Annotated in this window: 32 protein-coding genes; 3 read left to right on the top strand and 29 right to left on the bottom strand. The window is 62.5% G+C overall.

Features of this window, described 5'->3' with window-relative positions; all coding sequences use genetic code 11:
- Positions 1-409: 409 nt before the first annotated feature.
- Positions 410-790, top strand: a complete 381-nt coding sequence (locus ACGI6K_RS22445) for a hypothetical protein (protein ID WP_376947681.1) — start codon at positions 410-412, stop codon at positions 788-790.
- A gap of 325 nt (positions 791-1,115) precedes the next feature.
- On the opposite strand, the gene ACGI6K_RS22440 is transcribed toward ACGI6K_RS22445, so the two are convergent.
- The 12 genes from ACGI6K_RS22440 to ACGI6K_RS22385 form a co-directional block, all read right to left on the bottom strand.
- Positions 1,116-1,658, bottom strand: coding sequence for a flavodoxin (locus ACGI6K_RS22440; RefSeq protein WP_376947683.1), 543 nt, complete (start codon positions 1,656-1,658; stop codon positions 1,116-1,118).
- Positions 1,659-1,899: 241 nt separating this feature from the next.
- Entirely contained in the window at positions 1,900-3,222 is a 1,323-nt protein-coding gene (gene clpX, locus ACGI6K_RS22435; protein ID WP_376947685.1) for an ATP-dependent Clp protease ATP-binding subunit ClpX, read from the bottom strand.
- The gene (gene nifM, locus ACGI6K_RS22430; protein ID WP_376947687.1) at positions 3,215-4,096 is read right to left on the bottom strand and encodes a nitrogen fixation protein NifM; all 882 of its coding nucleotides are present in this window, start codon (positions 4,094-4,096) and stop codon (positions 3,215-3,217) included. Before nifM ends, clpX begins: the two co-directional genes overlap by 8 nt.
- On the bottom strand, positions 4,086-4,565 hold the full coding sequence (locus ACGI6K_RS22425) for a nitrogen fixation protein NifZ (protein ID WP_376947689.1): 480 nt from the start codon (positions 4,563-4,565) through the stop codon (positions 4,086-4,088). Before ACGI6K_RS22425 ends, nifM begins: the two co-directional genes overlap by 11 nt.
- Before the next feature lie 19 nt (positions 4,566-4,584).
- Positions 4,585-4,932, bottom strand: coding sequence for a nitrogenase-stabilizing/protective protein NifW (nifW, locus tag ACGI6K_RS22420; RefSeq protein ID WP_012698858.1), 348 nt, complete (start codon positions 4,930-4,932; stop codon positions 4,585-4,587).
- Entirely contained in the window at positions 4,929-5,468 is a 540-nt protein-coding gene (locus ACGI6K_RS22415; protein ID WP_376947691.1) for a hypothetical protein, read from the bottom strand. The genes nifW and ACGI6K_RS22415 overlap by 4 nt, the downstream gene beginning before the upstream one ends.
- A 28-nt stretch (positions 5,469-5,496) precedes the next feature.
- Complete coding sequence (cysE, locus tag ACGI6K_RS22410; RefSeq protein ID WP_376947693.1) at positions 5,497-6,294, bottom strand: serine O-acetyltransferase; 798 nt, start codon at positions 6,292-6,294, stop codon at positions 5,497-5,499.
- Positions 6,291-7,445 (bottom strand): homocitrate synthase, encoded by a 1,155-nt coding sequence (gene nifV, locus ACGI6K_RS22405; protein WP_376947695.1) that lies wholly within the window; start codon positions 7,443-7,445, stop codon positions 6,291-6,293. The genes cysE and nifV overlap by 4 nt, the downstream gene beginning before the upstream one ends.
- A 72-nt stretch (positions 7,446-7,517) precedes the next feature.
- On the bottom strand, positions 7,518-8,726 hold the full coding sequence (gene nifS / locus ACGI6K_RS22400; protein ID WP_376947697.1) for a cysteine desulfurase NifS: 1,209 nt from the start codon (positions 8,724-8,726) through the stop codon (positions 7,518-7,520).
- A 1-nt stretch (position 8,727) separates the two neighbouring features.
- Positions 8,728-9,666 carry a Fe-S cluster assembly protein NifU gene (gene nifU, locus ACGI6K_RS22395; protein WP_376947699.1) on the bottom strand — a complete coding sequence of 313 codons (939 nt, stop codon included), beginning with the start codon at positions 9,664-9,666 and terminating at the stop codon, positions 8,728-8,730.
- A 64-nt stretch (positions 9,667-9,730) separates the two neighbouring features.
- A complete protein-coding gene (locus tag ACGI6K_RS22390; RefSeq protein ID WP_376947701.1) occupies positions 9,731-10,054 on the bottom strand; it encodes a HesB/IscA family protein in 324 nt (107 codons plus the stop codon).
- A 222-nt stretch (positions 10,055-10,276) separates the two neighbouring features.
- Positions 10,277-11,038 carry a hypothetical protein gene (locus ACGI6K_RS22385; protein WP_376947703.1) on the bottom strand — a complete coding sequence of 254 codons (762 nt, stop codon included), beginning with the start codon at positions 11,036-11,038 and terminating at the stop codon, positions 10,277-10,279.
- Positions 11,039-11,412: 374 nt separating this feature from the next.
- Here ACGI6K_RS22385 and modC point away from each other — a divergent pair, with 374 nt between their 5' ends.
- Together modC and ACGI6K_RS22375 are read left to right on the top strand one after the other, a co-directional pair.
- Positions 11,413-12,489 (top strand): molybdenum ABC transporter ATP-binding protein, encoded by a 1,077-nt coding sequence (gene modC / locus ACGI6K_RS22380; RefSeq protein ID WP_376947705.1) that lies wholly within the window; start codon positions 11,413-11,415, stop codon positions 12,487-12,489.
- A 179-nt stretch (positions 12,490-12,668) separates the two neighbouring features.
- A complete protein-coding gene (locus ACGI6K_RS22375; protein ID WP_012698849.1) occupies positions 12,669-12,887 on the top strand; it encodes a Nif11-like leader peptide family natural product precursor in 219 nt (72 codons plus the stop codon).
- A gap of 43 nt (positions 12,888-12,930) precedes the next feature.
- Here the strand turns inward: ACGI6K_RS22375 and ACGI6K_RS22370 are convergent, their stop codons facing one another.
- The 17 genes from ACGI6K_RS22370 to nifH form a co-directional block, all read right to left on the bottom strand.
- Positions 12,931-13,365: a hypothetical protein gene (locus ACGI6K_RS22370; protein WP_376947707.1), complete on the bottom strand. Its 435-nt coding sequence runs from the start codon at positions 13,363-13,365 to the stop codon at positions 12,931-12,933.
- The gene (locus ACGI6K_RS22365; RefSeq protein ID WP_376947709.1) at positions 13,362-14,120 is read right to left on the bottom strand and encodes a Rossmann-like domain-containing protein; all 759 of its coding nucleotides are present in this window, start codon (positions 14,118-14,120) and stop codon (positions 13,362-13,364) included. Before ACGI6K_RS22365 ends, ACGI6K_RS22370 begins: the two co-directional genes overlap by 4 nt.
- A complete protein-coding gene (locus ACGI6K_RS22360) occupies positions 14,117-14,494 on the bottom strand; it encodes a hypothetical protein (protein ID WP_376947711.1) in 378 nt (125 codons plus the stop codon). Before ACGI6K_RS22360 ends, ACGI6K_RS22365 begins: the two co-directional genes overlap by 4 nt.
- The gene (locus tag ACGI6K_RS22355; RefSeq protein WP_376947713.1) at positions 14,491-14,991 is read right to left on the bottom strand and encodes a hypothetical protein; all 501 of its coding nucleotides are present in this window, start codon (positions 14,989-14,991) and stop codon (positions 14,491-14,493) included. Before ACGI6K_RS22355 ends, ACGI6K_RS22360 begins: the two co-directional genes overlap by 4 nt.
- Positions 14,992-14,996: 5 nt before the next feature.
- Positions 14,997-15,320, bottom strand: a complete 324-nt coding sequence (locus tag ACGI6K_RS22350) for a 2Fe-2S ferredoxin (protein ID WP_376947715.1) — start codon at positions 15,318-15,320, stop codon at positions 14,997-14,999.
- A 450-nt stretch (positions 15,321-15,770) separates the two neighbouring features.
- On the bottom strand, positions 15,771-15,980 hold the full coding sequence (locus tag ACGI6K_RS22345; RefSeq protein ID WP_012698842.1) for a CCE_0567 family metalloprotein: 210 nt from the start codon (positions 15,978-15,980) through the stop codon (positions 15,771-15,773).
- 19 nt (positions 15,981-15,999) lie between these two features.
- The gene (locus ACGI6K_RS22340) at positions 16,000-16,482 is read right to left on the bottom strand and encodes a NifX-associated nitrogen fixation protein (protein ID WP_376947717.1); all 483 of its coding nucleotides are present in this window, start codon (positions 16,480-16,482) and stop codon (positions 16,000-16,002) included.
- 30 nt (positions 16,483-16,512) lie between these two features.
- A complete protein-coding gene (locus ACGI6K_RS22335) occupies positions 16,513-16,989 on the bottom strand; it encodes a NifB/NifX family molybdenum-iron cluster-binding protein (protein ID WP_376947719.1) in 477 nt (158 codons plus the stop codon).
- 4 nt (positions 16,990-16,993) lie between these two features.
- A complete protein-coding gene (gene nifN / locus ACGI6K_RS22330; RefSeq protein ID WP_376947721.1) occupies positions 16,994-18,370 on the bottom strand; it encodes a nitrogenase iron-molybdenum cofactor biosynthesis protein NifN in 1,377 nt (458 codons plus the stop codon).
- 11 nt (positions 18,371-18,381) lie between these two features.
- Positions 18,382-19,809, bottom strand: coding sequence for a nitrogenase iron-molybdenum cofactor biosynthesis protein NifE (gene nifE / locus ACGI6K_RS22325; protein WP_376947723.1), 1,428 nt, complete (start codon positions 19,807-19,809; stop codon positions 18,382-18,384).
- Positions 19,810-20,066: 257 nt separating this feature from the next.
- The gene (locus tag ACGI6K_RS22320) at positions 20,067-20,801 is read right to left on the bottom strand and encodes a 4Fe4S-binding leucine-rich repeat protein (protein WP_376947725.1); all 735 of its coding nucleotides are present in this window, start codon (positions 20,799-20,801) and stop codon (positions 20,067-20,069) included.
- 7 nt (positions 20,802-20,808) lie between these two features.
- A complete protein-coding gene (locus ACGI6K_RS22315) occupies positions 20,809-21,078 on the bottom strand; it encodes a DUF6129 family protein (protein WP_012698836.1) in 270 nt (89 codons plus the stop codon).
- 23 nt (positions 21,079-21,101) lie between these two features.
- The gene (locus tag ACGI6K_RS22310) at positions 21,102-21,830 is read right to left on the bottom strand and encodes a dinitrogenase iron-molybdenum cofactor biosynthesis protein (protein WP_376947727.1); all 729 of its coding nucleotides are present in this window, start codon (positions 21,828-21,830) and stop codon (positions 21,102-21,104) included.
- Between the two features lie 4 nt (positions 21,831-21,834).
- Complete coding sequence (gene nifT, locus ACGI6K_RS22305; RefSeq protein WP_012698834.1) at positions 21,835-22,053, bottom strand: putative nitrogen fixation protein NifT; 219 nt, start codon at positions 22,051-22,053, stop codon at positions 21,835-21,837.
- A gap of 130 nt (positions 22,054-22,183) precedes the next feature.
- Positions 22,184-23,755 (bottom strand): nitrogenase molybdenum-iron protein subunit beta, encoded by a 1,572-nt coding sequence (gene nifK, locus ACGI6K_RS22300; protein WP_376947729.1) that lies wholly within the window; start codon positions 23,753-23,755, stop codon positions 22,184-22,186.
- A gap of 100 nt (positions 23,756-23,855) precedes the next feature.
- A complete protein-coding gene (gene nifD / locus ACGI6K_RS22295) occupies positions 23,856-25,334 on the bottom strand; it encodes a nitrogenase molybdenum-iron protein alpha chain (RefSeq protein WP_376947731.1) in 1,479 nt (492 codons plus the stop codon).
- A 126-nt stretch (positions 25,335-25,460) separates the two neighbouring features.
- Complete coding sequence (gene nifH / locus ACGI6K_RS22290; protein ID WP_376947733.1) at positions 25,461-26,333, bottom strand: nitrogenase iron protein; 873 nt, start codon at positions 26,331-26,333, stop codon at positions 25,461-25,463.
- Positions 26,334-26,644: the final 311 nt, after the last annotated feature.

The raw sequence follows: 26,644 nt of genomic DNA, 5'->3' as shown, positions 1-26,644 counted from the left end.
CCCGAGCGTAGCAAGCCCAGGCGCACCGATCCGCATCGACAGCGAACGGCTCGAAGCTCGTCGCCAACAATGATCTTCGTGCATGCATCTCCATGCTGAAAGGCACACCGTTGAATTTCCAGTGCCCGGCCACGATCTCGGAAGCCCCGAATGCCGCACACCTTGTCCCGCCACGACCGGCTCCAAACAAGCATCCCAATCATAAAACCATGCAGGCTTTCTTGACCCTAATCAACAAAATCGCATATTTCTGTATGAAACCAGACAATATTTTGTCGGCATCACCACACTTTATCGCTCGCCTTGCCCGTCAAAGAGAGTAACCAATTGATTTTAATGAATAATTATTCTTGGCACGCTTCGTGGATAAAGATCAAAGACTGTTGAAGACTTCCTCGGAGGATTCGCCATGAAAAAGCTCGGCACCCTGGCTCTGGCTCTCGCCTTGATAGCTACAGGTAGTCTGCATGCCGCCGAAGTCCTCGAGGAAACCAAGGACCAGACTTCCGGCAAGTCGGTCGGTGGCATGAGCGGCATGATGATCGGCGCCATCGGTGGCCCGCTCGGCATTTTGGTCGGTGCAGGTGTCGGCGCCCTGCTCGGTGGCGAGGCACAAGATGCCTCCGGCATCAGCGAGCGAGCCTACAAGGCCGGCACGGCTGGCGGCGAGGAAAAGGTATTACGCGCGCCCAATGACGAACTAGCCATTGGCGAGACGGTCGAGATCCGTGGCAACCGCGCCTACCGCGAAGCTACCGCGCAGGCCGACTCCAACATCAGCTATCACTGAGTGACCCGTTTAAGTCGCCGGGTCTGTCCGTACTCCCATCCGGGCAGGCCTGGCGCATTTCTTTCCCTTGACCTCGGCCTCAAGGCAAGGCAAGGCATCGCCGACAGAGCCGATTTGTCGGACAGAAGATGAGTCGTGCGGGCTGTCCGCACAGCGACAGCATATAACAAGAGACGATGAAACAAAGCGCAAGAGATCCGGCCATCGGCATCGATCATGCCTTGCGAGAGAGTGTGCGCCCAGCGGCGAGATCCGCAAGGGAAATGAAAAGAACATGTCAAGTCACCCGGCCATGCAGAGGAGACCGCATGACCGGGATCGCCTTTTACAAAGACAGCCCGAACTCGGGAGCTATCTGTGCCAGCCAGGCAGCAACGCGCTCATCGGTCTTGCCGCTCTGATTGTCCAGATCCAGCGCCAGGCCGACGAACTTGCCGTCAACTACGGCCTCGGAGCTTTCGAACTCGTAGCCGTCGGTCGGCCAGGAGCCTACGATCTTGGCTCCACGATCCTTGAAGAAGAAATACAGTTCGCCCAGGGCATCCAAGTAATTCTCGGGATAGCCAACCTGATCGCCCAGGCCGAACAGCGCCACGGTCTTGCCGCTGAAATCCAGACCCTCGATCTTCGGCAGGAATTCTTCCCAGCTTTCGTTTTCGCAGTCGGAGGACAGACCGGGGAGTTCACCGTCGCCAAAGGTCGGAGTACCCAGAATCAGGAATTGGTACTGGGCGAAGTCTTCCGCGGAAACACGGTTGACGTTCAGCGCATCGGACATGGTTTCGTCGTCGAAACGCTTCTTGATCGACTTGGCGACTTTGCGGGTTTTACCAGTGTTGCTACCGAAGAAGAGTCCAATCTTGGCCATAACTTAACCTCTGGCTACATGCATGAGATTCGTGGTCGGAGCACCAGTCCGAGCTTGTACACCTGGCTGGCCGGTGATTAACAGCAAAAAGTAGACCGCTCCCCAAACCCCCAACATATTTACCAACTTATTGATTTAAAAGAATTTTTATGACAATAAAAAATCCTGTCGCAAATGCAACGATAAGAATGGGGTGGGTAAGCAGGCCTTATCGTTTTTATAACAGTTCTTTACGACCTCCTCAAAGGTCGGCCGACAGCGCGGATCTTTCCTCCACCGCTGGAGATGGATCGGGCTGAATCCGTCCGCTGCCATCCTCGGCCAGTCGAGTCAGAACCTCCAATGAGCGGCCACCATCGTCACGCTCGATCAGATCCAGCGTACAACCGCGCAGTTGTGACTGCGAGGGCATGTTGAACATGGTCTGCTGTAGAGCGGCTTCCAGTACAGCGCGCAATCCACGGGCACCGGTCTTGCGAATCAGCGCCTGGTCGGCGATGTAGTTGAGGGCCGCATCGGTGATCACCAGCTCGACGCCTTGATAGGCGAACAACTGCTTGTACTGTTTGACCAGTGCATTGCGCGGCTCGGTGAGGATACGCAGCAGGGTGGTGTGGTCGAGTTCCTGCAGGAAGGTGATGATCGGGAAACGACCGATGAATTCCGGAATCAGGCCGAACTCGTGCAGGTCGTCCGGTAGCAGCGAGGCCATCAGTTCGTTGATCGAAGGGGCCTCCTGACGCGGCTGGGCATGGAAACCGATACCGGTGTTCTTCGGCTGGATGCGGCTCGAGACCAGTGCTTCCAATCCGGGGAAGGCACCGCCGGCGATGAACAGGATGTTGCGGGTGTCCACCACCTGTTCCTCGCTATGCTCGTTGCGTCGCCCGGACTTGCTGATGCGCACCTCGGTGCCTTCGACCATCTTCAACAGAGCCTGCTGTACCCCTTCGCCGGAGATGTCGCGTACCGCCGTGCCGCCCCCGCTACGCTTGGCCAACTTGTCCACCTCGTCGATATAGACGATGCCCCACTGCGCCTGCTGTACGTCGCCGCCGGCCGCATCGAGCAGACGGGTGATGATGCTGTCGACGTCATCGCCGACATAGCCGGCCTGGGTCAGGGTGGTGGCATCGGCCATGGCAAAGGGAACCCCGAGAATGCGTGCCAAGGTACGCACCAGCAGGGTCTTGCCGGTACCCGAAGGGCCGGCCATGAGGATGTTGGACTTCTCCAGTTCGACCTGCTCGCCCAGTTGGCAGACCGGTTCGCGATCGCAGTTGAGCAAGCGCAGGTAGTGGTTGTAGACCGCGACCGACAGGGTCTCCTTGGCTGCCTCCTGACCGATCACCGACTCGTCCAGGTGCTTCTTGTATTCCATAGGGGTGCGTAGCTGCGGAGCCAACTGCTGGTTCTTGCGCCGCTGCCCCCAACTGCTGACCACCTGATGGGCAAGCTTGACGCAGGCTTCGCAGATTCGCCCATCGTTGCCGGCGATTAGCGGAACGGTCGGGCTCTTCTCCGCGCCGCAGAACGAGCAGCAGGGTTTTTCCGTTTTATCCATGGGCGAGGTTCTCCAAAGTAGCGTTTTGTTGGAGCAGGCTTTCCAGCCATTTGCGCTGATACGCCTTGCGCTGCCGGAGCTGCAGCCTATCGCGCAGACGCGGCAGGATCTCCTCGAGGGTGAGCTGCCGGGCGGGGCTCACGCTTTCGCAGTACAGCACGTGAAAACCGATCGGCGATTCCAGCACCGGACTCAGCTCTCCCCGCGCCATCTGGAACAGGCAGGCGTCCAGTTCAGGATAAAGAGTTCCCGGGACCACCTCGCCGAGCAATCCACCCTGCATCGCCGTAGGACATTCGGAGTGCTTCATCGCCTGCTCGGCAAAGCGCTCCGGCTTGCCGCGCAACCGCTTGAGGATAGTCTCGATGCGCGTCCGAGCGGTCTCGCGGGTGTTTTCCGGAAAATCCTCGTTGATGGTGACCAGGATGTGCCGGACCTTGTGCCGGGCAGGCACCTTGAATTGCTCGACGTGGTTGAAGTAGTAGAGGCTCACATCGGTGTCGCTGATCTCCGGCAGGCCGGCGCAGACGCAGTCGAGAACGGCCTCGACCCTGAGCTCTCGGGCCAGCATAGCGCGCATGCCGGCGGCATCCAGCGCCTGCGCGTCGAGGGCTTGCTGTAGTGCCTCGGGACTCTCGTAGCGGCTGGCGATGTGCGCCCAGGCCTCTTCGATCTGGGAGGGCGGGATCACCACACCGACCGCATCGGGGCTAAGCAACACGGCGTCCTCGATATGCCTCTGCCGGCCGATGATGCGGTCGGCCTGCTGGAGCTGCTCCTCGCTGAGCTCGCTGGGCGCGCAGCCGAACTGCTCGTGGGCGATCTTCAGCAGGTAATAGCGGCTGTCGCCGTCGGCCAGACGCTCAGATGCCATCGAGCACCTCCTCGATGGCCGCCGTGGAGTCGGCCATCGCCAGGCTTTGCTCGGGCACCTGCAATACCAGACCTTCGCCGAAATGGACATGGTACTGGATGCCGAGCTCGGGCTCGTCGCGCAACACCTTCATGATGCTGCCGAGCTGACCGCGCTTCACCAGCACCTGGCCGCGCACGGCAAGACTGCGGGTGGCGATCACATCGTCGCGGAACTCGAAGAGGTTGGGAATCCAGGGAGCCGAGGCGAGGATCAGCTCCTCCTCGCGGCAGCCAATGGTGCGTCCTTCGTTGAGGAAGTGCACGCGGTAGATCAATTGATCCTGCAGATAAGTACCAACGTCATAGACGCAACCCACCGCGCCACGGCGCATCAGCAGGGCGCCGGTATTCATGCCCGGATAGGTGCCGTCGTTACGCACGTTGCGAATCAGGCGAACCTCATCACCATATTCAAACTGCGGCAGCATGGCGCCTCCCCTCTTAAGCTCAGCTCAACAGCTGGTCGATGGAAACGAAGGTCTTCTGCGGTTCGTGCATGCGAAACACCTTGAAGACCTTCTCGGTCAGGGCATCGGATTCGACGAAGTCCAGATAGGCGCGCGCCAGCAGCTTCTGGAACACCGCGTAGCGGGCTTGGTCGTCGTGCTCGTCCAGATCGCCGGCCTTGCTCAGGTAGTCGTGGTAGCGCTGCATGATGTGCAGCCGGTTGACATGCACGACGTCCTGATCGAAGGGCACACCGAAGAACTCGAGGAAGTCCTCGGCCGAGACCAGCTCGTCCATGGCCTCGTCCAGGGTCAGGTCGGAATCCGGGGAAAAGGGTTGCACGGTCATGGTCTTATCTCCGCGTTGGCCGCAATGGGGAAAATCAGGATTTCAGCGCTGTGTTCGGCCAGCACGTCCAACAACAGCCTGGCTCCCAGGCGGTTTTCCGTGTCCAGCTCGACGACCTTGACGAGCATGGCCTTACCCTGCTCGAACCGGCCCAGACGCAGGTTCAGATAGCCGGCGCCCTTGAGCGCCAGCAGATAGAAACGCAGGAGCGCGATGCCCCGCTCGGACGCCACCGCGAGATACCTGGCATCGATCACGCGCCAGTCCGCGGGCAGCAGCAGCCGGGGACCGACCACCTCCAGTACCCGCCAGGCGATCTGCAGAGCGTCCTGATAGCGGTGCTGGTAAAAATAGAAGCGATACAGGCCGACCAGCACCGTCAGATCGTCCGGGGCGAGAGCCTGTGCCTCGAGCAGCGGCTGCTCGGCGGTACCCTCGGCATACTGTTCGGCGGCCGCGGCCAGACGGGCCGCCACCTCCGGGGCGAGCGGCTCGTCGTAGTACAGGCTGTCGCTATCGAAATCCTGCAGGTCCATGCTCAGTCGTCCCCCGTGGTTCCAGCGATCACTCGGCCACCGGAGTGGGTACGGCCCGACGGCGGCCAGCCGATTGTTGAGGCTGCGCAGTGGTGCCACCGGCGCAGTCGTTCTCGCAAATGCTGCTGTCGGAGTTACAGACCTGGTAAAACTGCTGCTGGCTGCCGACGGCGACCAGCCCACCCGCCTCGACCCGCTTCTCCAGCGCATCGATGCGCTCCAGCAGGCAGGCGATGGCCTTACCTACCGGGTCTGGAATCAGGTGATGGTCGAGGTCGATGCCATAGGGATTCGGGCGGCCGGCCTCGCGCACCTTTACTACCTTGCCTGGGATGCCGACTACAGTGCAACCGTCCGGCACATCCTGGACCACCACGGAGTTGGCCCCCACCCGGGCGCCCGCGCCCACAGTGATGGGACCGAGAACCTTGGCTCCCGCGCCCACCAGCACGCCGTCTTTCAGCGTCGGATGGCGCTTGCCCTTGTTCCAACTGGTGCCGCCAAGGGTCACGCCATGGTAGAGGGTCACGTCGTTGCCGATCTCGGCGGTTTCGCCGATCACTACACAGGCGCCGTGATCGATGAAGAAACGCTCGCCGATGGTCGCTCCCGGGTGAATGTCCACGTTGCTCAGCATGCGGGCGACGAACGACAGCAGACGAGCCGGATAGCGCCAACCGGCACGCCATAGGCGATTGGCCAGCCGGTAACCGATGATCGCGTGCACCCCCGGATAGGTGGTGAGCACCTCGAAGGTAGTGCGTGCCGCCGGGTCGCGCTCGAAGACGCAACGGATGTCATCACGCCATTGCATAAGCAGACTCATGCCATTCCTCCTGCGGCCAGTTCGGGATTGCCTTGCTCGCACAACTGCCGATAGAAATCCTGCAGCTCGGCAGGCTGCGGGCTGCGCTTGGTCCTGGTGGAGAAGGCACGAATGCGGCCGAGTAACGCCTGGCTCTGCCAGTCCGCCAGCTCGATACCCAGATCGCGGTACGTGTTGCGCACCATGTGTGCCCCGGAATGCTTGCCCAGCACCAAACTGTGGCTACGACCGAGCTCGTCGGGGTTCAGCCCCTCGTAGTTGCGCCGATGCTTGAGCAGTCCGTCGACGTGGATACCAGCCTCGTGAGTGAACACCCCGGCGCCGACCACGCTTTTCTGCCAAGCCACCTGGCGCCCCGAGGCCCGCTCGACCAACGCGGAGATGGCTGGGATGCCGCGGGTATCGATACCGGTGTCGATACCGTGGAGGTTCTTGAGCGCCAGCACGCACTCCTCCAGCGCGGCGTTACCGGCACGCTCTCCGAGCCCGTTGACCGTGGTGTTGATGTGAGTCGCCCCGCCCATTACCGCGGCCAGTGTGTTGGCCGTGGCCAGCCCGAAATCATCGTGGGCGTGCACTTCCAGCTCCATGTCCAGGCGCCGGCTGAGGAAACGGAAGCGGTCGAGCATGCCGAAGGGCTCCATGACCCCGACGGTGTCGGCGAAGCGCAGCCGACGGGCACCAGCGGCCTGCGCCACTTCGCCCACCTGCACGACGAACTCCAGATCCGCCCGCGAGGCGTCCTCGCAGCCCAGGCACACCTCGAGCCCGGCCATGCGCGCTTCGCCGACCAGCCTGGCCACTTCGCGCAAGGCCCAGTCGCGATCGCGATTGAGCTTGTGGTGCAGCATCAGGTCGGAGACCGGCAGCGAAAGGTCGACCATGGCCACCCCGGTGGAGCGCGCCGCCGCGAGATCGACGTCGCATAGCCGGCACCAGGCCAGCAGGCGAGACGACAGGCCGAGACCGGCGATGGCGCGCATCACCTCGCGCTCTTCCTCGCCCATGCTGGGAATGCCGATCTCCAACTCCGGCACGCCCAGTTCGGCGAGCGCGCGGGCGATAGCGATCTTCTCGTCGGCATTGAAGGCGACCCCGGCACTCTGTTCACCGTCACGCAGGGTAGTGTCGTCGATGATCACGCTAGCCATGGCTTTCTCCAACAACTCGGGCGGGGTGGGGAGGATTTCCCGCGGGATACGCTCCCGCAGGACGGCGGCGACTCAGCCGTAGACCGGAGCGAAGGCCTTGCCCGGGTCCTCCACCGGACCGTTGCCGCTCCAGTAGGGCGACAGCTTGCGCAACTGGGCCACAATCGGCGGAACCTCGCGGATCACCCGGTCGATCTCCTCCTCGGTGGTGTAGCGCGACAGGGAGAAGCGCACGGTACCGTGGGCGGCAGTATAGGGAATGTCCATGGCGCGCATCACGTGGGAGGGCTCCAGGGAGCCGGAGGTGCAGGCCGAACCGCTGGAGGCGGCGATGCCGACCTTGTTCAGCAGCAGCAGGATGGCCTCGCCCTCGATGTACTCGAACGCGATGTTGGCGGTGTTGGGCAAGCGGTTGTCCGGATCGCCGGTGACGAAGGCATGGGGCACGACGGCGAGGATACCGGCCTCCAGCTTGTCGCGCAGGCGCTTGACCTCGGTGTTCTCGTGCTCCATGAACTGCAGCGCGCGTTCGGCAGCGATACCCAATCCGATGATGGAGGCGGCGTTCTCGGTGCCGGCACGACGGCCGCGCTCCTGATGACCACCGCGCAGCAACGGACGGAAGCGGGTGCCGCGGCGCAGATAGAGCACGCCGACACCTTTGGGCGCATGCAGCTTGTGGCCCGACAGCGAGAGCATGTGGATCGACGAACTCTTCAGGTCGATCGGTACCTTGCCCACCGCCTGCACGGCATCGGTGTGGAACATGATGCCGGCGTCGTCGGCCAGGCGCGCCATCTCTTCGATCGGGAACAGGGTGCCGGTCTCGTTGTTGGCCCACATCACCGATACTACGGCGACATCGTCGGTCAGCAAGCTGGCGTAATGCTCCAGATCCAGACGGCCTTTCTTGTCCACCGGCAGCTTGTGCACGGTGTAGCCCTCACTGGCGAGGTAGTCGCACAGACTGAGGACAGCCGGGTGCTCGACCACGGTGGTGATGACGGTCTTGCGTTCAGGCTGGGCCTTGAGCGCCGAGAGGATCGCGGTGGAGTCCGACTCGGTGCCGCAGGAGGTGAAGACGATTTCCGAATCGTGTTCGGCACCGAGCAGCTTCTGCACGCTCTGGCGGGCCTTCTTCAGCGCCAGGCCGACCTGGTTGCCGAAGCTGTGCAAAGACGAGGGGTTGCCGAACTGTTCGGTGAAGAACGGCAGCATGGCCTGGACGACTTCGTCGTCCACCCGGGTGGTGGCGTTGTTATCGAGATAGACGTCAGCCATTTCAGACCTCCATCTGCGCATGAGCCGCGGCGCTGACCGGAATTACCTTGACGAACTCGCCGAGTTCCTCGATCAGGCGCTGCTGAATGCCGCCGAGGGTCATGCTGGCCATCTGGCAGCCGGTACAGGCACCGGTAAGCTTGACATAAACGTTCTTGCCGTCGACATCGATCAGTTCGACGTCGCCCTTGTCGCGCTGTAGGGTCGGACGGATCGCCGCCAGCACGGTCTCGATGCGACGGATGCGCTGCAGGTTGCTCAGTTTTGGGGCAGCCGCCGGGGCTTCGGCCACCGGAGCGGGAGCCGGCTCGGGGGCGAGCACCTTGACCTTCTTCTTGGCCTTGATCGGGGCCGCGACGAAGACTTCACCGCGAGCAGCCAGTTCTTCGGTCAGCACGCGCTCAATAGCCTCGTGGCAGGCGGAGCAGCCACCGCCGGCCTTGGTGTAATTGGTCACGTCTTCGACGCTGGACAACTTGTTGGCACGGATGGTATCGCGGACCATCACCTCGTCGACGGCGAAGCACTTGCAGATCAGCGCGCCCTCTTCGTGGTCGTCCTCGATCGTTTCGCCACGGTAGTTGGCCACCGCGGCCTGCAGGGCTTCGCGGCCCATCACCGAGCAATGCATCTTCTCCGGTGGCAGGCCATCGAGGTAGTCGGCGATGTCCTGGTTACTGATCTTCAACGCCTCGTCCAAGGTCAGGCCCTTGACCATCTCGGTCAGCGCCGAGGAGGAAGCGATGGCGGAACCACAGCCGAAGGTTTGGAAGCCGGCATCCAGAATCACGTCGGTTTCCGGGTCCACCTTCAGGGTCAGGCGCAGCGCATCACCGCAACTCAGCGACCCGACGTCGCCGATGGCGTTGGCGCCTTCCACGGCTCCAGCATTCTTGGGGTTGTAGAAGTGCTCTTTGACTTTTTCCGAATAATCCCACATGTCGGCTTCATCTCCCGGTGAGTCTTTGGGGGCCGGCCCGGCCGGCGACCTCAGGGTTGCTTATTCAACAAGCAAAAGACTTGCCACAACCACAACTATTGGTGGCATTCGGATTGACGAAGGTGAAACCACTACCTTCCATGCTTTCCACGAAGTCCATGGTCACGCCATCGAGCAGAGGAGCGCTGGCGCTGTCGATCAGCAGGGTGATGCCGTCGCAGTCGACCAGTTGATCGTCTTCCGAACCGGCCTCTTCCAACTTCAGGCTGTATTTCAGGCCGGAACAACCACCACCCTCGACCCGGATGCGCAAACCGGCGATCGGCTTGCCAGTGCTGCTGATGAAGCGGGTAACCGCGCTCTTGGCGCTCTCTGTCAGGGTAATCATCGGCTCGTCTCCTACAAAACTTGGCAGTTGCTTGCTCAACCTGTCGCAAGGTATTGCTGCAACCGGCATGCCACGCCATATGTTTAAAATTTTATCTTTAAAATCAAAAGGTTGTCTTTTGACAAAGTAGCCCATGGCTGTAGCGAACAATACCTGTGGCCATGAATGTCTGATTTCCGACAAGGCTTGTCGGCCTAATACGCAACGGCACGCTCGGGACAGTCAATCGCCGACCAGGGCCGCCTCGCTGAAATAAGGGGTACGATGCAATTGGGCCGCGCCATAGCGAACCATCAGGCAACTGTTGCGCTCCACCCGCCCGGCCGCCCCGAGCAGCCCCTGCTGCTGGATCAGCACATCCCCCTTGCGCAGGGCCAGCAGGCGCATGGCCTGCCCGGCCGACGGCTCCCAGGCCTGCGCCCGTTGCAGACACATCTCGAGCTGGCGCCATTGCTCCAGGCTCGCGCCCTCCTCGTGCATCCGCTGCAATTGGGCGGCCAGCGCCGGGTTGCCGGCCAGCAGCCGCCGCAGCGAGCGGCGACTGTCCAGGTGGCTGCCCGGCTGGACTTTGAGTCCGGCCTCCAAGGGAATCGGCCGCAGGGCGATCAACGCGCTCAGATGGGGCACGTTGCCAGCGTAGGCGCTGCAAGCGAGCAACACCTGTGCACTCTCGAGGACATCAATGCCGAGCAGGTAGGCTCTCTCGCCGGCGAGCATGTTCAGCGGTGCGAGCAGCCGTTCGTGCAGTACCAGACCAAGGATGCCGGTCGCCTGCAGATGGAAAGTATTGCGCTGGCGCAATACCTGCGGATGAGCCTGACGCTGCTTGACGACTGGCTCGCAGCGTAGACGATAGGCCGCCACCGCGGTGGCATGCCGGTCGACCAGGTTTTCGGGAAGACAGCTACGCAGCAAGACGAAGCCATCGCGGGCGAATGCAAAGCTGTCGGGCAACGGTGCGGTTGCAAAGCTTGCTTCCAGCATGATCCTGAACCTCCTGCAGCAGCGGCATGACGGACCGGCACCGGGCGGGCCGGAAACAGGCAATCGCTATATATAAATGAATATAAATAATCGCTGAGCATCTGGAGTGCAAAGACTTTGCCAATGCGTTAAATTTAGAAAAAACAGTGAGTTGCATTGCATTTTCGCTTGTCCGGTTATACACAAAGCTACACACATAAATCAGCCTTGTGCCCTAGCCGACAAGCCCTCTGGGAAGGCCGGCGCAAGCGGGGCCGCAAGGCGCAGGCAAGCGACATGCACGAGTGGCCCTGTCCGACGCGAGGCTACCCCGGGCAACCGCTGGCGCCCTGCCTCCCTTATCTTTTCCGCCCACTGGGCACGGGAGATTTCAGATGCCAGAACAGGGAATAGAAGCGCAGTTGCGCCTGCAGCGGGGAGCTTTCCGGCTCGATGCCCACCTGCAACTGCCGGCCAACGGTATCAGTGTGCTGCTCGGCCGCTCCGGCAGCGGCAAAACCATGCTGTTGCGCGCCATCGCCGGGCTGGAACGGGCCGAGGGTTTCCTTCAGGTCGACGGGCAGCTCTGGCAGGACGCCACCTGCTTCCGTCTCCCTCACGAGCGCTCGCTGGGCTATGTCCGCCAGGCCAGCGAACTGCTCCCGCATCTGGACGTGCGGGCTAATCTCGAATTCGGCTATCGGCGCATTCCCCGCGCCCAGAGGCGCCTCGGCCTCGATGAGGTGATCGCCCTGTTCGGATTGGAAGACCTGCTCGAGCAACGCGCCGAATGGCTCCCCAACGGCCCACGCCAGCGTGTCGCGATCGCCTGCGCATTACTGACCAGCCCCGACCTGCTGTTGCTGGATGCCCCGCTGACCTGCCTGGACCGTCACAGCCGGGCGCAGATCCTGCCGGCCCTCGAACAGTTGCGCGGGCAACTGCGGATTCCCCTGCTTTACGTCACTCACAACCAGGACGAGGTCACCCGGCTGGCCGACCATCTGGTTCTGCTGGACAAGGGCAAGACGTTCGCCAGTGGCCCGCCGGGACACTTGCTGAGCGACCCGCGTCTACCGCTCAACCATCCGGACGAAGCCGCAGTGGTACTCATCGGCCAGGTGGAACACCACGACCCCCATTACCGGCTCAGTACCGTCCGGGTAGCCGGCGAAACCCTCAGCGTCTCCCTGAGCCGCCTGCCTCCGGGCGCGGAGACGCGAGTACGGATCTTCGCCCGGGACGTGAGCCTTTCCCTCGACCCGCCGCACAACAGCAGCATCCTCAACATTCTTCGCGTCCGTATCGCCGACCTATTCCACGAACAGGATTCGGCACGGGTCATGGTGCGCCTGGCCCTGGACAACGCCTGCATCCTGGCACGGATAACTCGCCTGTCGGCCGACCGACTGGGACTGGCGCCGGGCCTTCAGGTATATGCACAGATCAAGTCGGTGGCGCTGATGGAGTGAAGTAAACCACTGTCGCGATTGCGCCAAGAAATACTAGCGATTGTCGTCAACGTGACAAATAATCAAGCATAACCAATTGATTTAAAAGAAATATTTTCCAAGGGCATCCCAATTGCATATGGCCGGTACCCGCGAATTCGACGTTCCGGGGTTTAAGCAACCAGCAAAGAGAGAAGTGCATGTCCATCAAGGAAATCAAGACCTTCGCCGAGAAGGCCAAGGCGGACCCGGCTCTGGCCGAGAAACTGAAAGCCTGCGAAAAGATCCGCGACATCCTCGCCCTTGCCAAGGAGTCCGGCTTCAGCATCATCGAGGATGTGCTGTATCCGCCGAACGAGCCGCAGTTCACCGAGGACCAGTTGTCGCCGAAGATGGCCAAGGCCCTGCTGCGCGCCTGAACCCGCTCGCCGGGGCGCAAGCGCCTCGGCAACCGCTCCACACTCAGCAGCCGAACCCGATCAGTTCCTCGTAGACTCGCCGCAGCAGTTCGCGGTCGAGCCAGGGCATGCCGATGCTCTGCGTCAGCTCGATCCAGCGGGTGCCCTCCGGCGGCGGCGGGAGTTCATGCCCGGCCAGGGCTGCCAGATAGATCGGTATGATCTGCCCCGGCACCTCCATGTTCAGACGGAACTCGCCGATCAGTTCCAACTGCCAGCCGAGCGCCATCGTTTCCTGCAGGACACGCAGCGCACTGGCCGGATGGCATTGCACGGGCGCCTCCTGATCCTCGGCGATCACCGCCAGCCTGGGCAGAGCCTGTGGCAATACCACGCCGCCCCCGGTCGGGATCAGAAAGCGCAGGCGCGCACTCACCGGATGCTTGTGGCAGAGCAGAATCCGCCATGACAACTCTTCACTGGTTTGCTGTTCGTTCATGAGTCCAGACCCAACAGGGCATATTCCACCGGCCCGGCGAACAGCCGGGTACCGCCTCCTTCGGCGACCACCTGGCGTGCAGCACGGGCATCCCGCACCCGTACGCCCGCCAAGTAATTCACCCCAAACCGTCGCCAGTCGTAGATCCACGGCAAACTCGGCCCCATCAGCACCACCTGGGCGTGCGACGACAGCTCCAGCAGGCGCGGCAGGGTCTTGTTGGCCAGGCTGCTGGCAGTGATGAATACCCAATCGGCCTCGGGCAACAGCCGCTCGACCGCCGTATCGGGAAGATCGCTCTCCTGCGGCTCGCGCTCGAAGCAGCGGTACGGCAGGTCCTTCCAGAGCTGCGCGAGCCCCGGATAATGGCCGATCACCGCGACCTTCTGTCCCTCCAGGCGCGGCCGGAAATGCTCGAAAACGCTCAGGTTGCCGGGCACGGCTCCGTGCAACGGCTGGGCCTGGCGCAGGCAGGGAGAGGCGCGATTGACCACGGCATTGATCACCGCCAGTCCCACGGCCGCCTCGGCGCCGTTCCAGGACAGCAGCCAGGGGTACAGGCGTTCGGCACCCTGGCCGGCCAGGGTGCCGGCCCAGCTCAGGGTGCGTGGCACCTGGCGCGGGCCGAAAGCGAAACCGAGGCTGTCGCCGACTTCCGCCAGGGTCCAACTGAGGCCGAGACAGACCCGTTCGACAGGGTCGTCGCGGGTGACGCTGGCGGCATGCTCCAGCAGCCAGTCGTACAGGCCGTTCATGAGTCGAGCGCCGACAGCAGACGGAGTTCGCTCTTCAGCGCACCGCGGTAACCCCATGCCGTGGCGGCTTCGATCACCCACTCCGGCTTGCGCGGATGCGGCAGCAACACGTCGAATTCGGCGAAGGCCTGGCCGTCTCCATGCACCAGTACGCTGCCCAGATAGCTGCCGTCCGGCGTGCGCCACTCGGCATACAGAGTCTGGCTGTGATCATAAGGGTCTTCGCGCAACTCGCCGCGAGTATGCGGCGTACCGGACACCGCCAAGCCCTGCTCGACTCCGGCGGCGCTCAGGCTGCCGGCCAGCGCCTGCCAGATCTCCGAGAACAGCGGTCGGGCGTCGTCCAGACGCTTCTCAAGCATCGCATTGGTCAAGCGGTATCCTCCTCGAAGGAACGGGCGATCTGCAGGAAAGCACCGCCGCCGATCTCATCGCCGGGATCGAGTTCGAGCAGTTTCTCCAGCACTTTCCGGGCCATCGCCACCTTGGCGCGACGCAGGCGGATCACGCCCAGCGCCTTGAGGCTGAACAGATACAACCGCTCAGCCCCCTGGCGTCGGCTCCAGTCGGCGCTGCCCGGTTGCAGGCGGCGATAGTTGCGGTCGAAGCCGGCTGCCTGGGCGGCAGCGCGCAACGCCGCCCAAGCCGCAGCCTCGGCCTCTTCGTAGCGCTTGCTGACGAAGTAGAATTTGTACAGGCCGATGTGCGCGTCCGGCTCCTGCGGCCAGCGCCGGCGCGCCTCCAGCAGCAACGCCTCGACGGCGTCGGGAGTCCCGGCGCAGAGGGCATTGTTGAGCAGATAGCGCAACGCCTGGGGCGTGTTATCGGAAAAAAACGCACGCTCGCCGGCGAACAGCAGCACATCGGCCATGTCAGTTACCAGATCTCGGCAGGGGTAAGCTTGTCAGCGTAGGGTTCGCCGCCGAGCAGGTGCTGTTCGACGATGATCGCGGCGTCGGCAGGCTCTACCCAGCTATACATGACCGCGCCGGGATAGATCAGCACGTTAGCGCCGGCCTGGCAAGGCCCGAGGCAGCCGGTGGTGGTCAGGGCGATGCGATTGGTCAGGTTTTTCTGGATCAGTACCTGGGCGAATGCGTTATAGACGGCTTCGGCCCCCTTTGCGCCGCAACTGCCGCGCGGATGGCCGGCGGGACGGTTCTGAGCGCAAATAAAGACATGAAACTCGGGTTTGGCCATGAATCTTCCTCCTCAAGCTGCCGCTGCTGCGGCTTCGTGGCTATGGCACTGTTTGGGACAGACCTTGTAGCAGCGAGCGCAGCCGAGCGGGCCTGCGGACTCAATGCGGTGATGAACTGCAAAATCCACTCGAAGCCGCCACGGGTACGCCCAACAATCATTGCCATCTACCTTTTTCTCCTGCCTGCACCTTGCGATGCGGAGGCCAAATGGTTGTCGAAATCGACAAAGGCGGTTCGCGAGCCCGCTCTCAATGGATGTATCAGCGCTACCCGACCGGGTCGGGCACCGCCCGGCCTCGTGAGCCAGGACGGCGGCGGCCCGTGATTGGGACGGGCTGCAAGGATTCGGGCCGACGAGGCCCCGGTGTAGGGGAGCCGCGGGCTTCGTGGGCCCGGGTCCGGGCACGCCGCATGGGCGCGCCGTGCCGCGGCGAAAGCCGCCGCCCGGCTAGGCGGCGCCGGTCGCGTCGAGACGCGCCTTGGCTTCGGCCCACTCGACACAGGCCTGACGGGCCTGGCGGGCCAGCTCCGGCAGCGATTCGTAATCGTTGAACAGGCGATCCTCGACCAGATCGTGGATCTGCGAAGCCCATTCGGTCGCGATGCGCTTCTTCTGGCTTACCTCTTTCTTCAGAGCCTTGATTTCGTCTTCGGTCATCTGTGTCTCTCCCGATCGATCAGAGCTCGGCGACCGTACGGTGCTCGTTGACCAGCGTTGCGGCCTTACTCAGTTGCTTGTTAGCTTCGGCGACCAGCGCCTCGAGGGATTCGAAACCGAAACGGTGGACATCGCGCAAAGTCTTGTCCAGGGCGACCAGCTTGCCGACCAGGATCAGAGCGCGCCCGAAACCTTCGTGGGTGATGTTGATCACCGGTACGGCGAGCAGGCCGGTTTCCCGCTCAAGCAACTGAGCGAGGGTGTTGTAGTAGGCCTTGACCCGGGAGATGGTGGTTTCGTCCGGATCGCCGACCACCGGGATGGCCCTGCGGCGCTCCTTGGTCAGCACCAGCGGATCGACCACGCGGGCATCGCTCCAGGTGTCGTAGGTGCCGTAGCTGTCCACGGCCCGCAGTTGCACCACCATCTGGCGAATGATCGGATCCTGCAGGAACTTGTCGTCTTCCTGCACCACGGGCTCTTGTTGCTCTTCGTAGTACATGTCGCTTCCTCGCTGAAAAAGTGGTCGGACCTATTCGTCCCAGCCTTCGGCGGCCATGGCGTCGAAGCGCCTCATGTCGGGGCCGCGGGTACGCTGGATGGCCTTGGCCAGCCAGGCCGAAGGACCTTCGCGCAACTCGGCCTGGAGGGCTTCGATGAGCTCGGCGATGCGCGCGCCTTCGCTCACCTTGATCGGCTGTACGCCGATGGCCATCAGTTGGCGCACCGCCGAGGCGCCGCAGGCGCAACAGTACACGGCAACGCAACCGTCGAGCAGATTGATTTTCCTGACCAGCTTGTCCTCGTTGCCGTCCTGCTCCAGCTCGCCGAACTCGACGACCGAAAGGAGCTGGGAGCGCTCGGGATTGACCCCATAGATGGCGAAAGAGCGCGAGGAGCCGAAATGCTGGTCGACCAATTCGCGGCCGGACGAGGCGAAGGCGACCTTCAGCAGGGTGCCGTCGTCCTCGCTATCCAATACCTGCAATTGTCGGGTCTGGCTGGACATCGCTTCAGTGCCTCCATTGCGGCTGTTCGGTTGCCGGTTTTTGCGCATAGGTCGAATGATAGGGCTGGATACCCTGGTGGTGTTCGACCAGCAGGTTGGCCAGATCGAACAGCGCCTGACTGCTGCCACGGTAGCCGGACCAGCAGCGTTGGAAACCGCCCAGCAGATCGTACTGCGGGAAGCCGGCGCGCAACAGTGGCACACCGAGGCGACGGGCGCTGGCCAGGGCGTGGCTGTTGCCGATCACCAGTTGGGCCTGGCCGGCGCGGGCGGCATGCTCGAGGTCCTCCAGGTCGCCGACCCGCACGGAGGGCAGAGGCGAATCGACCAGCGCGGCGGCCCGGGCCGGCACCACGGCGGCTACCGTGTGTGCGCCCATGCTGCGCAGCAGGGCATCGAAACCGAGCAGCAGATCGGGATCGGCGGCGATGGCCGTACGTGCGGAACTGAGCATGAAGTGGGTGTCGAGCATGGCGTCCTGCAACTGGGCGCGCTGGCGCTTGTAGCGGTCGGGTACCGGATTGCCGCTGATCTCGGCCAGCGCCATCAGCCAGGCATCGACCGCATCCAGACCGTAGAGCATGCCGAAGCGCCGGTCGGGCACACCGGTGCGCTCGGCCAGAGCGTCGGCCGCGCCCGCCAGGCTCTGCCCGACCACTAGGGTGGCGACGCTCTGTCCGGCGGAGGCCAGTTCGGCCACGCTCTGTCCGCCGGTGGTCAGGGCATTGAAGCGGTTCTCGTCCAAGTGGCCGTCGAGCGAGCCGGAGAGGTCGGGGATCAGCAAGGGGCGTAGACCGAAGCTCTCGATGCTTTCGGCGATGTACTCCAGATCGCCCGGGGTGAGATTGGCCGAGCAGAGCACGTTGACCTGGCGCGGACGCTTGCCCACCTGATCGCGCCGTTCGGGCACCAGCGTCTCGACAATTGCCTTGACCGCCGCGGCGAAGCCACTCTCGAAACAGCCGCTGAAGTCCGGCGTGTTCACCGGAACGATCGGCACATCCTTGTACTCCTGGTACTGGGTACGGAACTCGTGCAAGGCGGTGTGCAGGTCGCAGCCTTGGGTTTCCGACAGGCCGGTGGTGAGCAGGCCGATGACCGAAGGATTCTGCCGTTCGCAGATGGTCTTCAGCGCCTCGACGACGTTCTCGTCGGCGCCCATTACCGAACTGACCTGGTCCATGGCGGTGGTCTGCAGCGGGACCGGCTCGCGGAAATGACGGACGAAGAACACCTTGGCGAACGCGGTGCAACCCTGCGAGCCGTGGAAGAGCGGCATGCTGCGCGCCAGACCGAGGATGGCCAGCGCGGCGCCCATGGTCTGACTGGCCTTCAGCGGGCTGACGGCCAGGGCCTTGTTGCGATTGATGATCTCGGCCATCGCGGTTCTCCTCAGGCGTTCGCCGAACGGGCCGGCGCGCTCGGCGCGGCGTCCTGGCTGGCGGGGATATCCCAGGGCGCGGGGCGGCGCACCGCCTCCCACACCGGGCATTCCAGGGTGATGCAGAGTTGACGCACCAGCTCCAGCATGCCGTCGTAGCCGGCATAGCCGAATTCGCGCTCCTGGTTGATGTCGAGGAAGGGCACTCGGCCCTTGAGCGCGGTGTACATGTTGCGTCCGCCGGCGATGAGGATATCGGCCTGGTACTCGTCCACCGTCTTCAGCAGCACCCGCGCATTGCCCTCGTCGAGCATCTTGACGTCGTCGCCCATCAGTTCGCGGATGCGTGCCTTGTCTTCCTCGGTGGACTTCTTGGTGCCGGTGGCGACCACCTTCATGCCCAGGTCCTGCAGGGCGGAAACCACCGACCAGGACTTCACGCCGCCGGTGTAGAGCAGCACGCGCTTGCCCTCCAGACGCGCACGCCAGGGTTCGAGGGCAGCGCGGACCTTGGCCTCCTCGCGCGCGATCAGCGCCTCGGTGCGGGCGGTCAGGTCGGGATCATCGAGCAGCCGGGCGAAGTCGCGCAACGCCTGGGAAGTGTCGGTGATGCCGTAGAAGCTGCCCTCGAACCAAGGCGTGCCGTAGGTTTCCTGCAGCTTGCGGGCGACATTGAGCATGGCCTTGGAGCAGACCATCATATTCACTTCGGCGCGGTGCATGGTCTGCACTTCGCGGTAGCGCGCATCGCCGGCCAGGGTGCAGAGCACCCGCAGGCCCAGTTCGTCGAGCAGCGGCAAGATATGCCAGAACTCGCCAGCGATGTTGTACTCGCCGATCAGGTTGATGTCGTGCACGCGGATGCCCGGACGCTCGCTGCCGACGGGCAGCGGATCGGGCTCGCGGGTGCCGATCACGTACTTGAGCATGGCCTCGCCGGCAATGCGGTTACCAAGGTTCTTGGTGCCGTAGAAGCCGGCCGAGTCGACCGGTATGACCGGGGTGCCGAAGCGCTCGGTGGCGGCCTTGCACACCGCGTCGACGTCGTCGCCGATCAGCGCCGGCACGCAGGTGTTGTAGACGAATACCGCCGGCGGCGAATAGCTTTCCACCGCCTGGCGGATGGCATGGAACAGGCGCTTCTCGGCGCGCCCCATGATCACGTCGTTCTCGGTGAGATCGGTGGTCATGCCGATGCGGTACAGGTCCGGCCCGCTGGAGCGGGTGCCGCGGTTGTCCCAGGAACTGCCGGCGCAGGCGATCGGCCCGTGAACGATATGCGCCACGTCGGCGACGGGCAGCAAGGCGATCTGCGCGCCGTCGAAGGAGCAGCCACCGTCGGTGGCGCCCGGCTTGGGCTTCGCGCAGCCGGACTTTTCCTTCTTATTGTGACTGCAGGCGGGCTCGTCGAGCAGTTCGGCAATATCCTTGGCTTTCATCGCGTACCCCTCTGGTCGTTGATGCAGCATGTTGCAACGGATCATTGCAATGCCTGTACCAGAAGGCAAGCGCCTGATTTAAAAGGGTTTACCGAGGGGAATCTTTGTCATAAACGCGCCTTCCTGTCGGGTTTGCAACAAGCAGGCACCCGGCATCGGGCATTCACGTCAACGCTGGGCGAAAGGTGACAAGGGTACGAGAGACAACGCGGGGGGCGGGCGGCCGGCAAAACCGTTCCGCCCGTCAGACGCGGGGATCAGGTGATGCCGAGCCGCCCGGCGATCGCCAGGCGGACCTCGGGATCGGGCTCGTCGAGTTCACGCAGCGCTTCCAGCGACGCATGCTCCACGGCGGCCAGGCGTACCGTCCAATCCGGGTCGTGCAACAGCTCCAGCAAATCGTCGCCGCGCAGGCGCGAGGCGACGATGCGCCGGACTTCGGGCTCCGGGTCCTGGGTCATGAGACCTAGGCTTTCCTCGGGCAGGCGCTTGGCCACCAGCTTGCGCACCTGGCGGTCTTCGTCGCGCATGAAACGGAATAGGCGCCCCGGAGGGATACGCTGGACTACATAGGCACGTACTAGATAATCCGTGTCGGCGGCCATCTGCTCCAGTTGCTCCAGCGGCAGGCGATCGGCCACGGTGATGCGCACCTCGCGGTCCTCGTCAAACATCAGCGCACTCAACTGCTCGCGGGGCAGCCGGTAGGCGACGGCCCGACGTACCACCTCGTCGCTGTCGCGAATCAACGGGGTCAGCGCCTCCACCGGCGAATAGCGCACGGCGATGGCGCGGCGCTCCCAGAAGGGATCGGCCAGGTACTGCACGGCCAGGTGCGGGTTATTGCGGAAGAAACGGTCGATCTGCCGTCCGCTCTCCACCGCCACGCAGGCGTCGCCCGGCGTACAGCGGCCGGTCAGCAGCAGGCTCATGCGGAAGCTGCAGACCCGGCAATCGCCGATAGGGGTGATGTCGCCTCGATCGTCGGCCATGCGTACCTCAATCCTCAATGATTTCCGCTAGGACAATGCCGGAAGCGGAGTCCAGATCGTTGGTCAGCACCGAGCAGTGGTCGCAGGAGTTGACCAGATAGACGTTGAAGCCAGGACGCTCGACGACGGGCTTGGCATTGACCACGACGTCGTCGTCCATGCAGCAGGTGAAGTGCACCCCCGGATGGGCGCTGCGCAGGCTGGCGAGCAGGCTTTCGCCCAGCACTCCCTGTTCGGCCTGGCGAACGACATCGTCGAGAAGTGTTTGGCTGATCATGGCTGTGTCCTCATCCGGAGCGGTTACTGGGTGAAACGTATGCGCTGGTCTGGCTCGGCACCCATGGCCTTGGCTAGCCAGGGGGGTGGCGCGGTGGCCAGCACCCGCTGCAGTTCCTCGACGATCTCGCGGGCCGGCTTGGCCCGGGCCAGGCGCACAGGATGAACCCCGGCACGCACCACCTTGGCCGCCGCCGGGCCACCGATGCTCAGGGTGTAGAGCAACTGGCAGTCGGCAAGCAATTCTGCCCGACGCGCATGACGGTCTTCGTCCTCGCGACAGGGGCCGGGCTCGCGCAGATCGATCAGGCGGCTCTCGCGGGGCGAGATCTGGTAGATGAGAAAGCGTGTACAGTTGCTGAAGATGCCGTCTAGGCGCTCGCCGTTGTCGGAAGCGCAGGCGATGCGCACCGAGTCCTGGAATTCACCGTTGCGATAGGGCTCCGGGATCGGCAGGGGATCTTCCGGCATGCGCACGCCACGTCCCTTGAGCAGGCCGAGCGCGCTGTGCAACTGGCGATCGGTCAGGGTCGACTGCACACCCTCTCCGCACGTTTCGAGCAGGCGGGTACGCAGGCGGGAAGCACGCAATTTGCGTAGACGCGCTTCCGTAATGGGTTCTCCAACGGCGGCAATCAGGGCGCGCAGCAGGTGGGCGGTATCCACCCCCTTGAGCGAGCGTGCCGCCAGAGCGATGCGCAGAGCCAGATGGGCCGGCAGGGGGGCCTGGCCGAATGGCGGTTGCGCAGTCATGGAATCAGGCCTCGCCGGCTCGCTTGGCGCGCACGGTGATCGGCAGCTTGGGTTGCGGTATCGGCTCGATGAAATAGGTCGAACCGTCGCCGAGGGTGACTTCGCCACCCCAGAGCTCGGGGCTGTCATGCTCCAGGGACACCACGATCTCTTCCTGGTCTTTCTTGGCGATATAGAAGGTCAGTTGGCCTTCGTCGTTGCGGCGAATCATGACGCTGGGCATGGGCTTGCTCCTTAGACGGGTTTGGCGGTTGCCGCAGATCGCGAACAGAAGGCCCGACCACCTGCGGCCGCCGCCAAGGGAAAGCCGGAGCGGCTTGCGCCGCTCCGGCCGATACCACTGAACCGACGACTTAGCGTACCAGGTCGTGGTTGTAGTCGGTGGCCTGCATACCGCGGGTTTCCTCGTCCAGACGTTCCAGGATCGAGTTCACCAGGGTGGTCAGGATCTGCATGGCGCCCTCGTAACCCAGGGTGGTGGAGCGATGCAGGTGATGACGGTCGAAGATCGGGAAGCCGATACGGATCAGCGGAACCTCGAACTCCTTGCCCTTGTGCAGGGTGTCGCGCTGGATGAACTTACCGTAGCTGTTGCCGATCATGAAGTCCGGCTTGTCGGTGAAGACCAGCGAACGCAGGTGCCACAGGTCCTTGCCGATGTAGACGGTAGCATTCTTGCCGTAGGGCGAAGCGGCGAGGATGGCGTCGACCGCCTTCTTCCAACGCTTATTGCCGTTGTGGCAGAGAATGTGTACCGGCTCGCAACCCAGTTCCAGCAGGAACTTGACCAGGCCCATCACGAAGTCCGGATCACCCCACAGGGCGAAACGCTTGCCGTGCAGCCAGGTGTGGGAGTCGGTCATCATGTCGACCAGACGGCCACGCTCCTTGGTCAGGCTCGCCGGAATCGGCTGGCCGCTGATTTCGCTGACTTTCATCAGGAACTCGTCGGTCCAGTCCAGGCCCATCGGGATATTCAGCTTCGGTACTTCGTGCTTCCAGGTACCTTCGACGAACTTCTTGGTTTTCTCCAGTTGCCACGGCTGCAGCAGGACGGTGTTGAGGGCGTTCGGAGCGTCCTTCATCTCTTCCTGAGTGGTGCCGCCCGCGTACATGCGGAACTGGCCGTCAGCCGGGGTGTCCAGCACTTCTTCCGGATCGGAGAGCAGGCTGTAGCCCACGCCCATTTCCGAAAGCATGCGCTTGATCACGCGGAAGTTGCCCAGGTAGGTCTCGAAGCCGGGGACGATGTTGATCTTCTTGTTGCTGCCAACCACCTTGTCGTCTATGGACTTCAGGGTGAAGTAGCGAGCAATGCCTTCGAACATGTTGTCCCAGCCAGTCACGTGGCTGCCCACGAAGCTCGGGGTATGGGCGAACGGCACCGGGAACTCGTCAGGAATGAAACCTTCCTTCTTCGAGTTGTTGATGAAAGCGTTGAGGTCGTCACCGATGACCTCGGCCATACAGGTGGTAGACACCGCGATCATGTCGGGCTTGTAGGTAGCCTTACAGTTCTGCAGACCGTCCTTCATGTTCTGCTGGCCGCCGAACACTGCCGCGTCTTCGGTCATGGAGTCGGAAACGCAGGAAACCGGCTCGCGGAAATGACGGTTGAAGTAGGAGCGGAAGTAAGCGACGCAACCCTGGGAACCGTGCACGTAGGGCATGGTCTTCTCGAAACCGAGGGCGCAGAGAACGGCGCCCAGCGGCTGGCAAGCCTTGGCCGGGTTGACGGTCAGGGCTTCACGCTGGAAGTTCAGCTCCTGGTATTCCTTAGTGGTGGTCCACTGGAATACTTCGTCGATCTTGTCCTGCGGATACTTTTCCTCGAAGCCGTCGCGCTTCTTGGCAAGCATGTCCTTGTAGTCCTGATCGAGGAACAGCGGGTAGCTGGCTTTGATTTTATCGACTTGCTGGCTCATGACTCTCTCCTACGCCTCACTCATCTGTGAACGGCGTTAGCGGATGTCGGCCGCGGGCGGAAGCCGCCCGCAGCGGACGTTGCGTACGATTGCTCTGCTATCAGGCGCTGGCGGCGACTTGCTCGGCGCCTTCGGAAGCTTCCCAGGGAGCCTGCAGTTTCTTCCAGCACGGATTGTTCAGGGTCATGTCCATGTCACGGGCGAAGATGGCGAAGCCATCGAAGCCGTGGTAGGGGCCGGAATAATCCCAGGAGTGCATTTGACGGAAGGGGATGCCCATCTTCTGGAAGATGAACTTCTCCTTGATACCGGAGCCGATCAGGTCGGGCTTGATGCGCTTGACGAATTCTTCGAATTCGTAGCCGGTCACGTCATCGTACAGCAGGGTGGAGTCACCCATTTCTTTCATGGTGCGGTCATAGTCGTCGTTGTGGGCGAACTCGTAGCCGGTACCCACCACTTCCATGCCCAGGTCTTCGTAGGCGCCGATCACGTGGCGCGGACGCAGGCCACCGATGTAGAGCATGACGCGCTTGCCTTCCAGGCGCGGACGGTACTTGGCGACCACCGCTTCCCACTCGGGCTTGTACTTGGCGATGACTTCTTCACACTTCTTCTGAATGCTCTCGTCGAACTTGGCGGCGATGGCACGCAGCGACTCGATGGTCTTGGTCGGGCCGAAGAAGTTGTACTCCATCCATGGGATACCGTACTTCTCTTCCATGTGACGGGAGATGTAGTTCATCGAGCGGTAGCAGTGAACCAGGTTCAGCTTGACCTTCGGGGTCAGCTCGATTTCGGAGATGGAGCCGTCGCCGGACCACTGAGCGACGCAACGCAGGCCCATTTCTTCCAGCAGGATGCGGGAGGACCAGGCGTCGCCGCCGATGTTGTAGTCGCCGATGATGGCCACATCGTAAGGAGTGCTGGCGAAGGTGGTGTCTTCGTCACGCTTGCCCAGGACCCAGTCGCGGACTGCGTCGTTGGCGATGTGGTGGCCCAGGGACTGAGAAACGCCACGGAAGCCTTCGCAACGGACCGGTACGATGGTCTTGCTGAGCTCGGCGCCCTTGACCTTGGACACGGATTCGATGTCGTCGCCGATCAGGCCGATCGGGCACTCGGATTGGACGGAGATACCCTTGTTCAGCGGGAACAGGGTTTCCACTTCGTCAATCAGTTTGGCGAGCTTCTTGTCGCCACCGAACACGATGTCCTTCTCCTGGAAGTCAGAGGTGAAGTTCATGGTGACGAAGGCGTTCACACCGGTGGTACCGATGTAGTAGTTACGACGGCCGGCGCGCGAATACTGGCCGCAGCCTACCGGACCGTGGGAGATGTGGATCATGTCCTTGATGGGGCCCCAGACCACGCCTTTGGAACCGGCGTAGGCGCAGCCGCGGATGGTCATCAGACCGGGCTGGGACTTCTTGTTGGAGATGATGCACTTCTTGGACTGGGTAACCGCCGGGTCGTTGACGGCCAGGTGCTTGTTACGATCCTTGCGAGCCTTCTCGGGATAAACTTCCAGAACTTCCTGGATGAGGGATTCAACCTCTTCGCGCGACATACCGGTCATGGGTATGACTCCTCTTGCCTTAGCGTTCATATGCGGGTAACGGGTGGGGCGCCCGCCCCATGTGGGGGGCGCCACCCCGACAGAGCCAATCTGCCCTGTCCCGTCCTTCTGAAACCGGAGCGGCTATCAGACTTCTTCGGCGGTTTTGCCGACGATGGATTCGTCTTCGACTTCCATGATGCCGAATTCCATCAGCAGCTCTTCGAGCTCGTCCATGGTGATCGGGTTCGGAATGACCAGCATCTTATTGTCGACGACCTTGCGGGCCAGAGCGCGGTATTCGTCGGCTTGCTTGGCTTTCGGATCGTATTCGATCACGGTCATGCGGCGGATTTCGGCGCGCTGCACGACGTTGTCACGCGGCACGAAGTGGATCATCTGGGTGCCCAGCTTATTGGCCAGGGCGATGATCAGCTCGTCTTCGCGGTCGGTGTTACGGCTGTTGCAGATCAGGCCGCCCAGACGCACGCTGCCGGAGTTGGCATACTTCACGATGCCCTTGGAGATGTTGTTGGCGGCGTACATGGCCATCATCTCGCCGGAGCAGACGATGTAGATTTCTTGGGCCTTGTTCTCGCGGATGGGCATGGCGAAGCCGCCACACACCACGTCGCCCAGCACGTCGTAGAATACGAAGTCCAGATCGTCTTCGTAGGCGCCTTCCTCTTCCAGGAAGTTGATGGCGGTGATAACACCACGGCCGGCGCAGCCAACGCCCGGCTCCGGACCACCGGACTCAACGCACTTAACGCCGCCGTAGCCAGCCTTCAGCACGTCTTCCAGCTCCAGATCTTCCACGGTACCGGCTTCGGCAGCCATTTCCATGATGGTGTTCTGGGCTTTGGAGTGCAGAATCAGGCGGGTGGAGTCAGCTTTCGGGTCACAACCAACGATCATGACCTTCTTGCCCATCTCAGCCAGGGCTGCCACCAGGTTCTGAGTAGTGGTGGACTTACCGATACCACCTTTGCCGTAGATGGCGCATTGACGCATAGCCATAGTTAATTTCCTCAGGTTGCATTTCCACTTGAACGTTCGGCCGTAAGCCCGAACAACTCCGCGCACCAAAGGTAATGCAGTGTCTGTGCCAGCACCCACGACACATAAATAAGCCATTGATTTTAAATGATTAACTATTCATCGAAGGGAGCCACGAGGCGGTCTGATACACAACAATCCCCCTACAATCCCCCTACTCCGACTGTTGTAATTGCTACAACCGAACAATGATCCGACATCCCATCGAGCGTTCAGCATCCTGGTCCGGCCCTGTGACAAAACTGACAATTGTCGTGAAGCCACGCCCCATC

The sequence above is a fragment of the Azorhizophilus paspali genome, from assembly GCF_043587585.2.
GTDB classification, from domain to species: domain Bacteria; phylum Pseudomonadota; class Gammaproteobacteria; order Pseudomonadales; family Pseudomonadaceae; genus Azotobacter; species Azotobacter paspali.
This window is presented reverse-complemented; position numbering and strand designations above follow the sequence as displayed.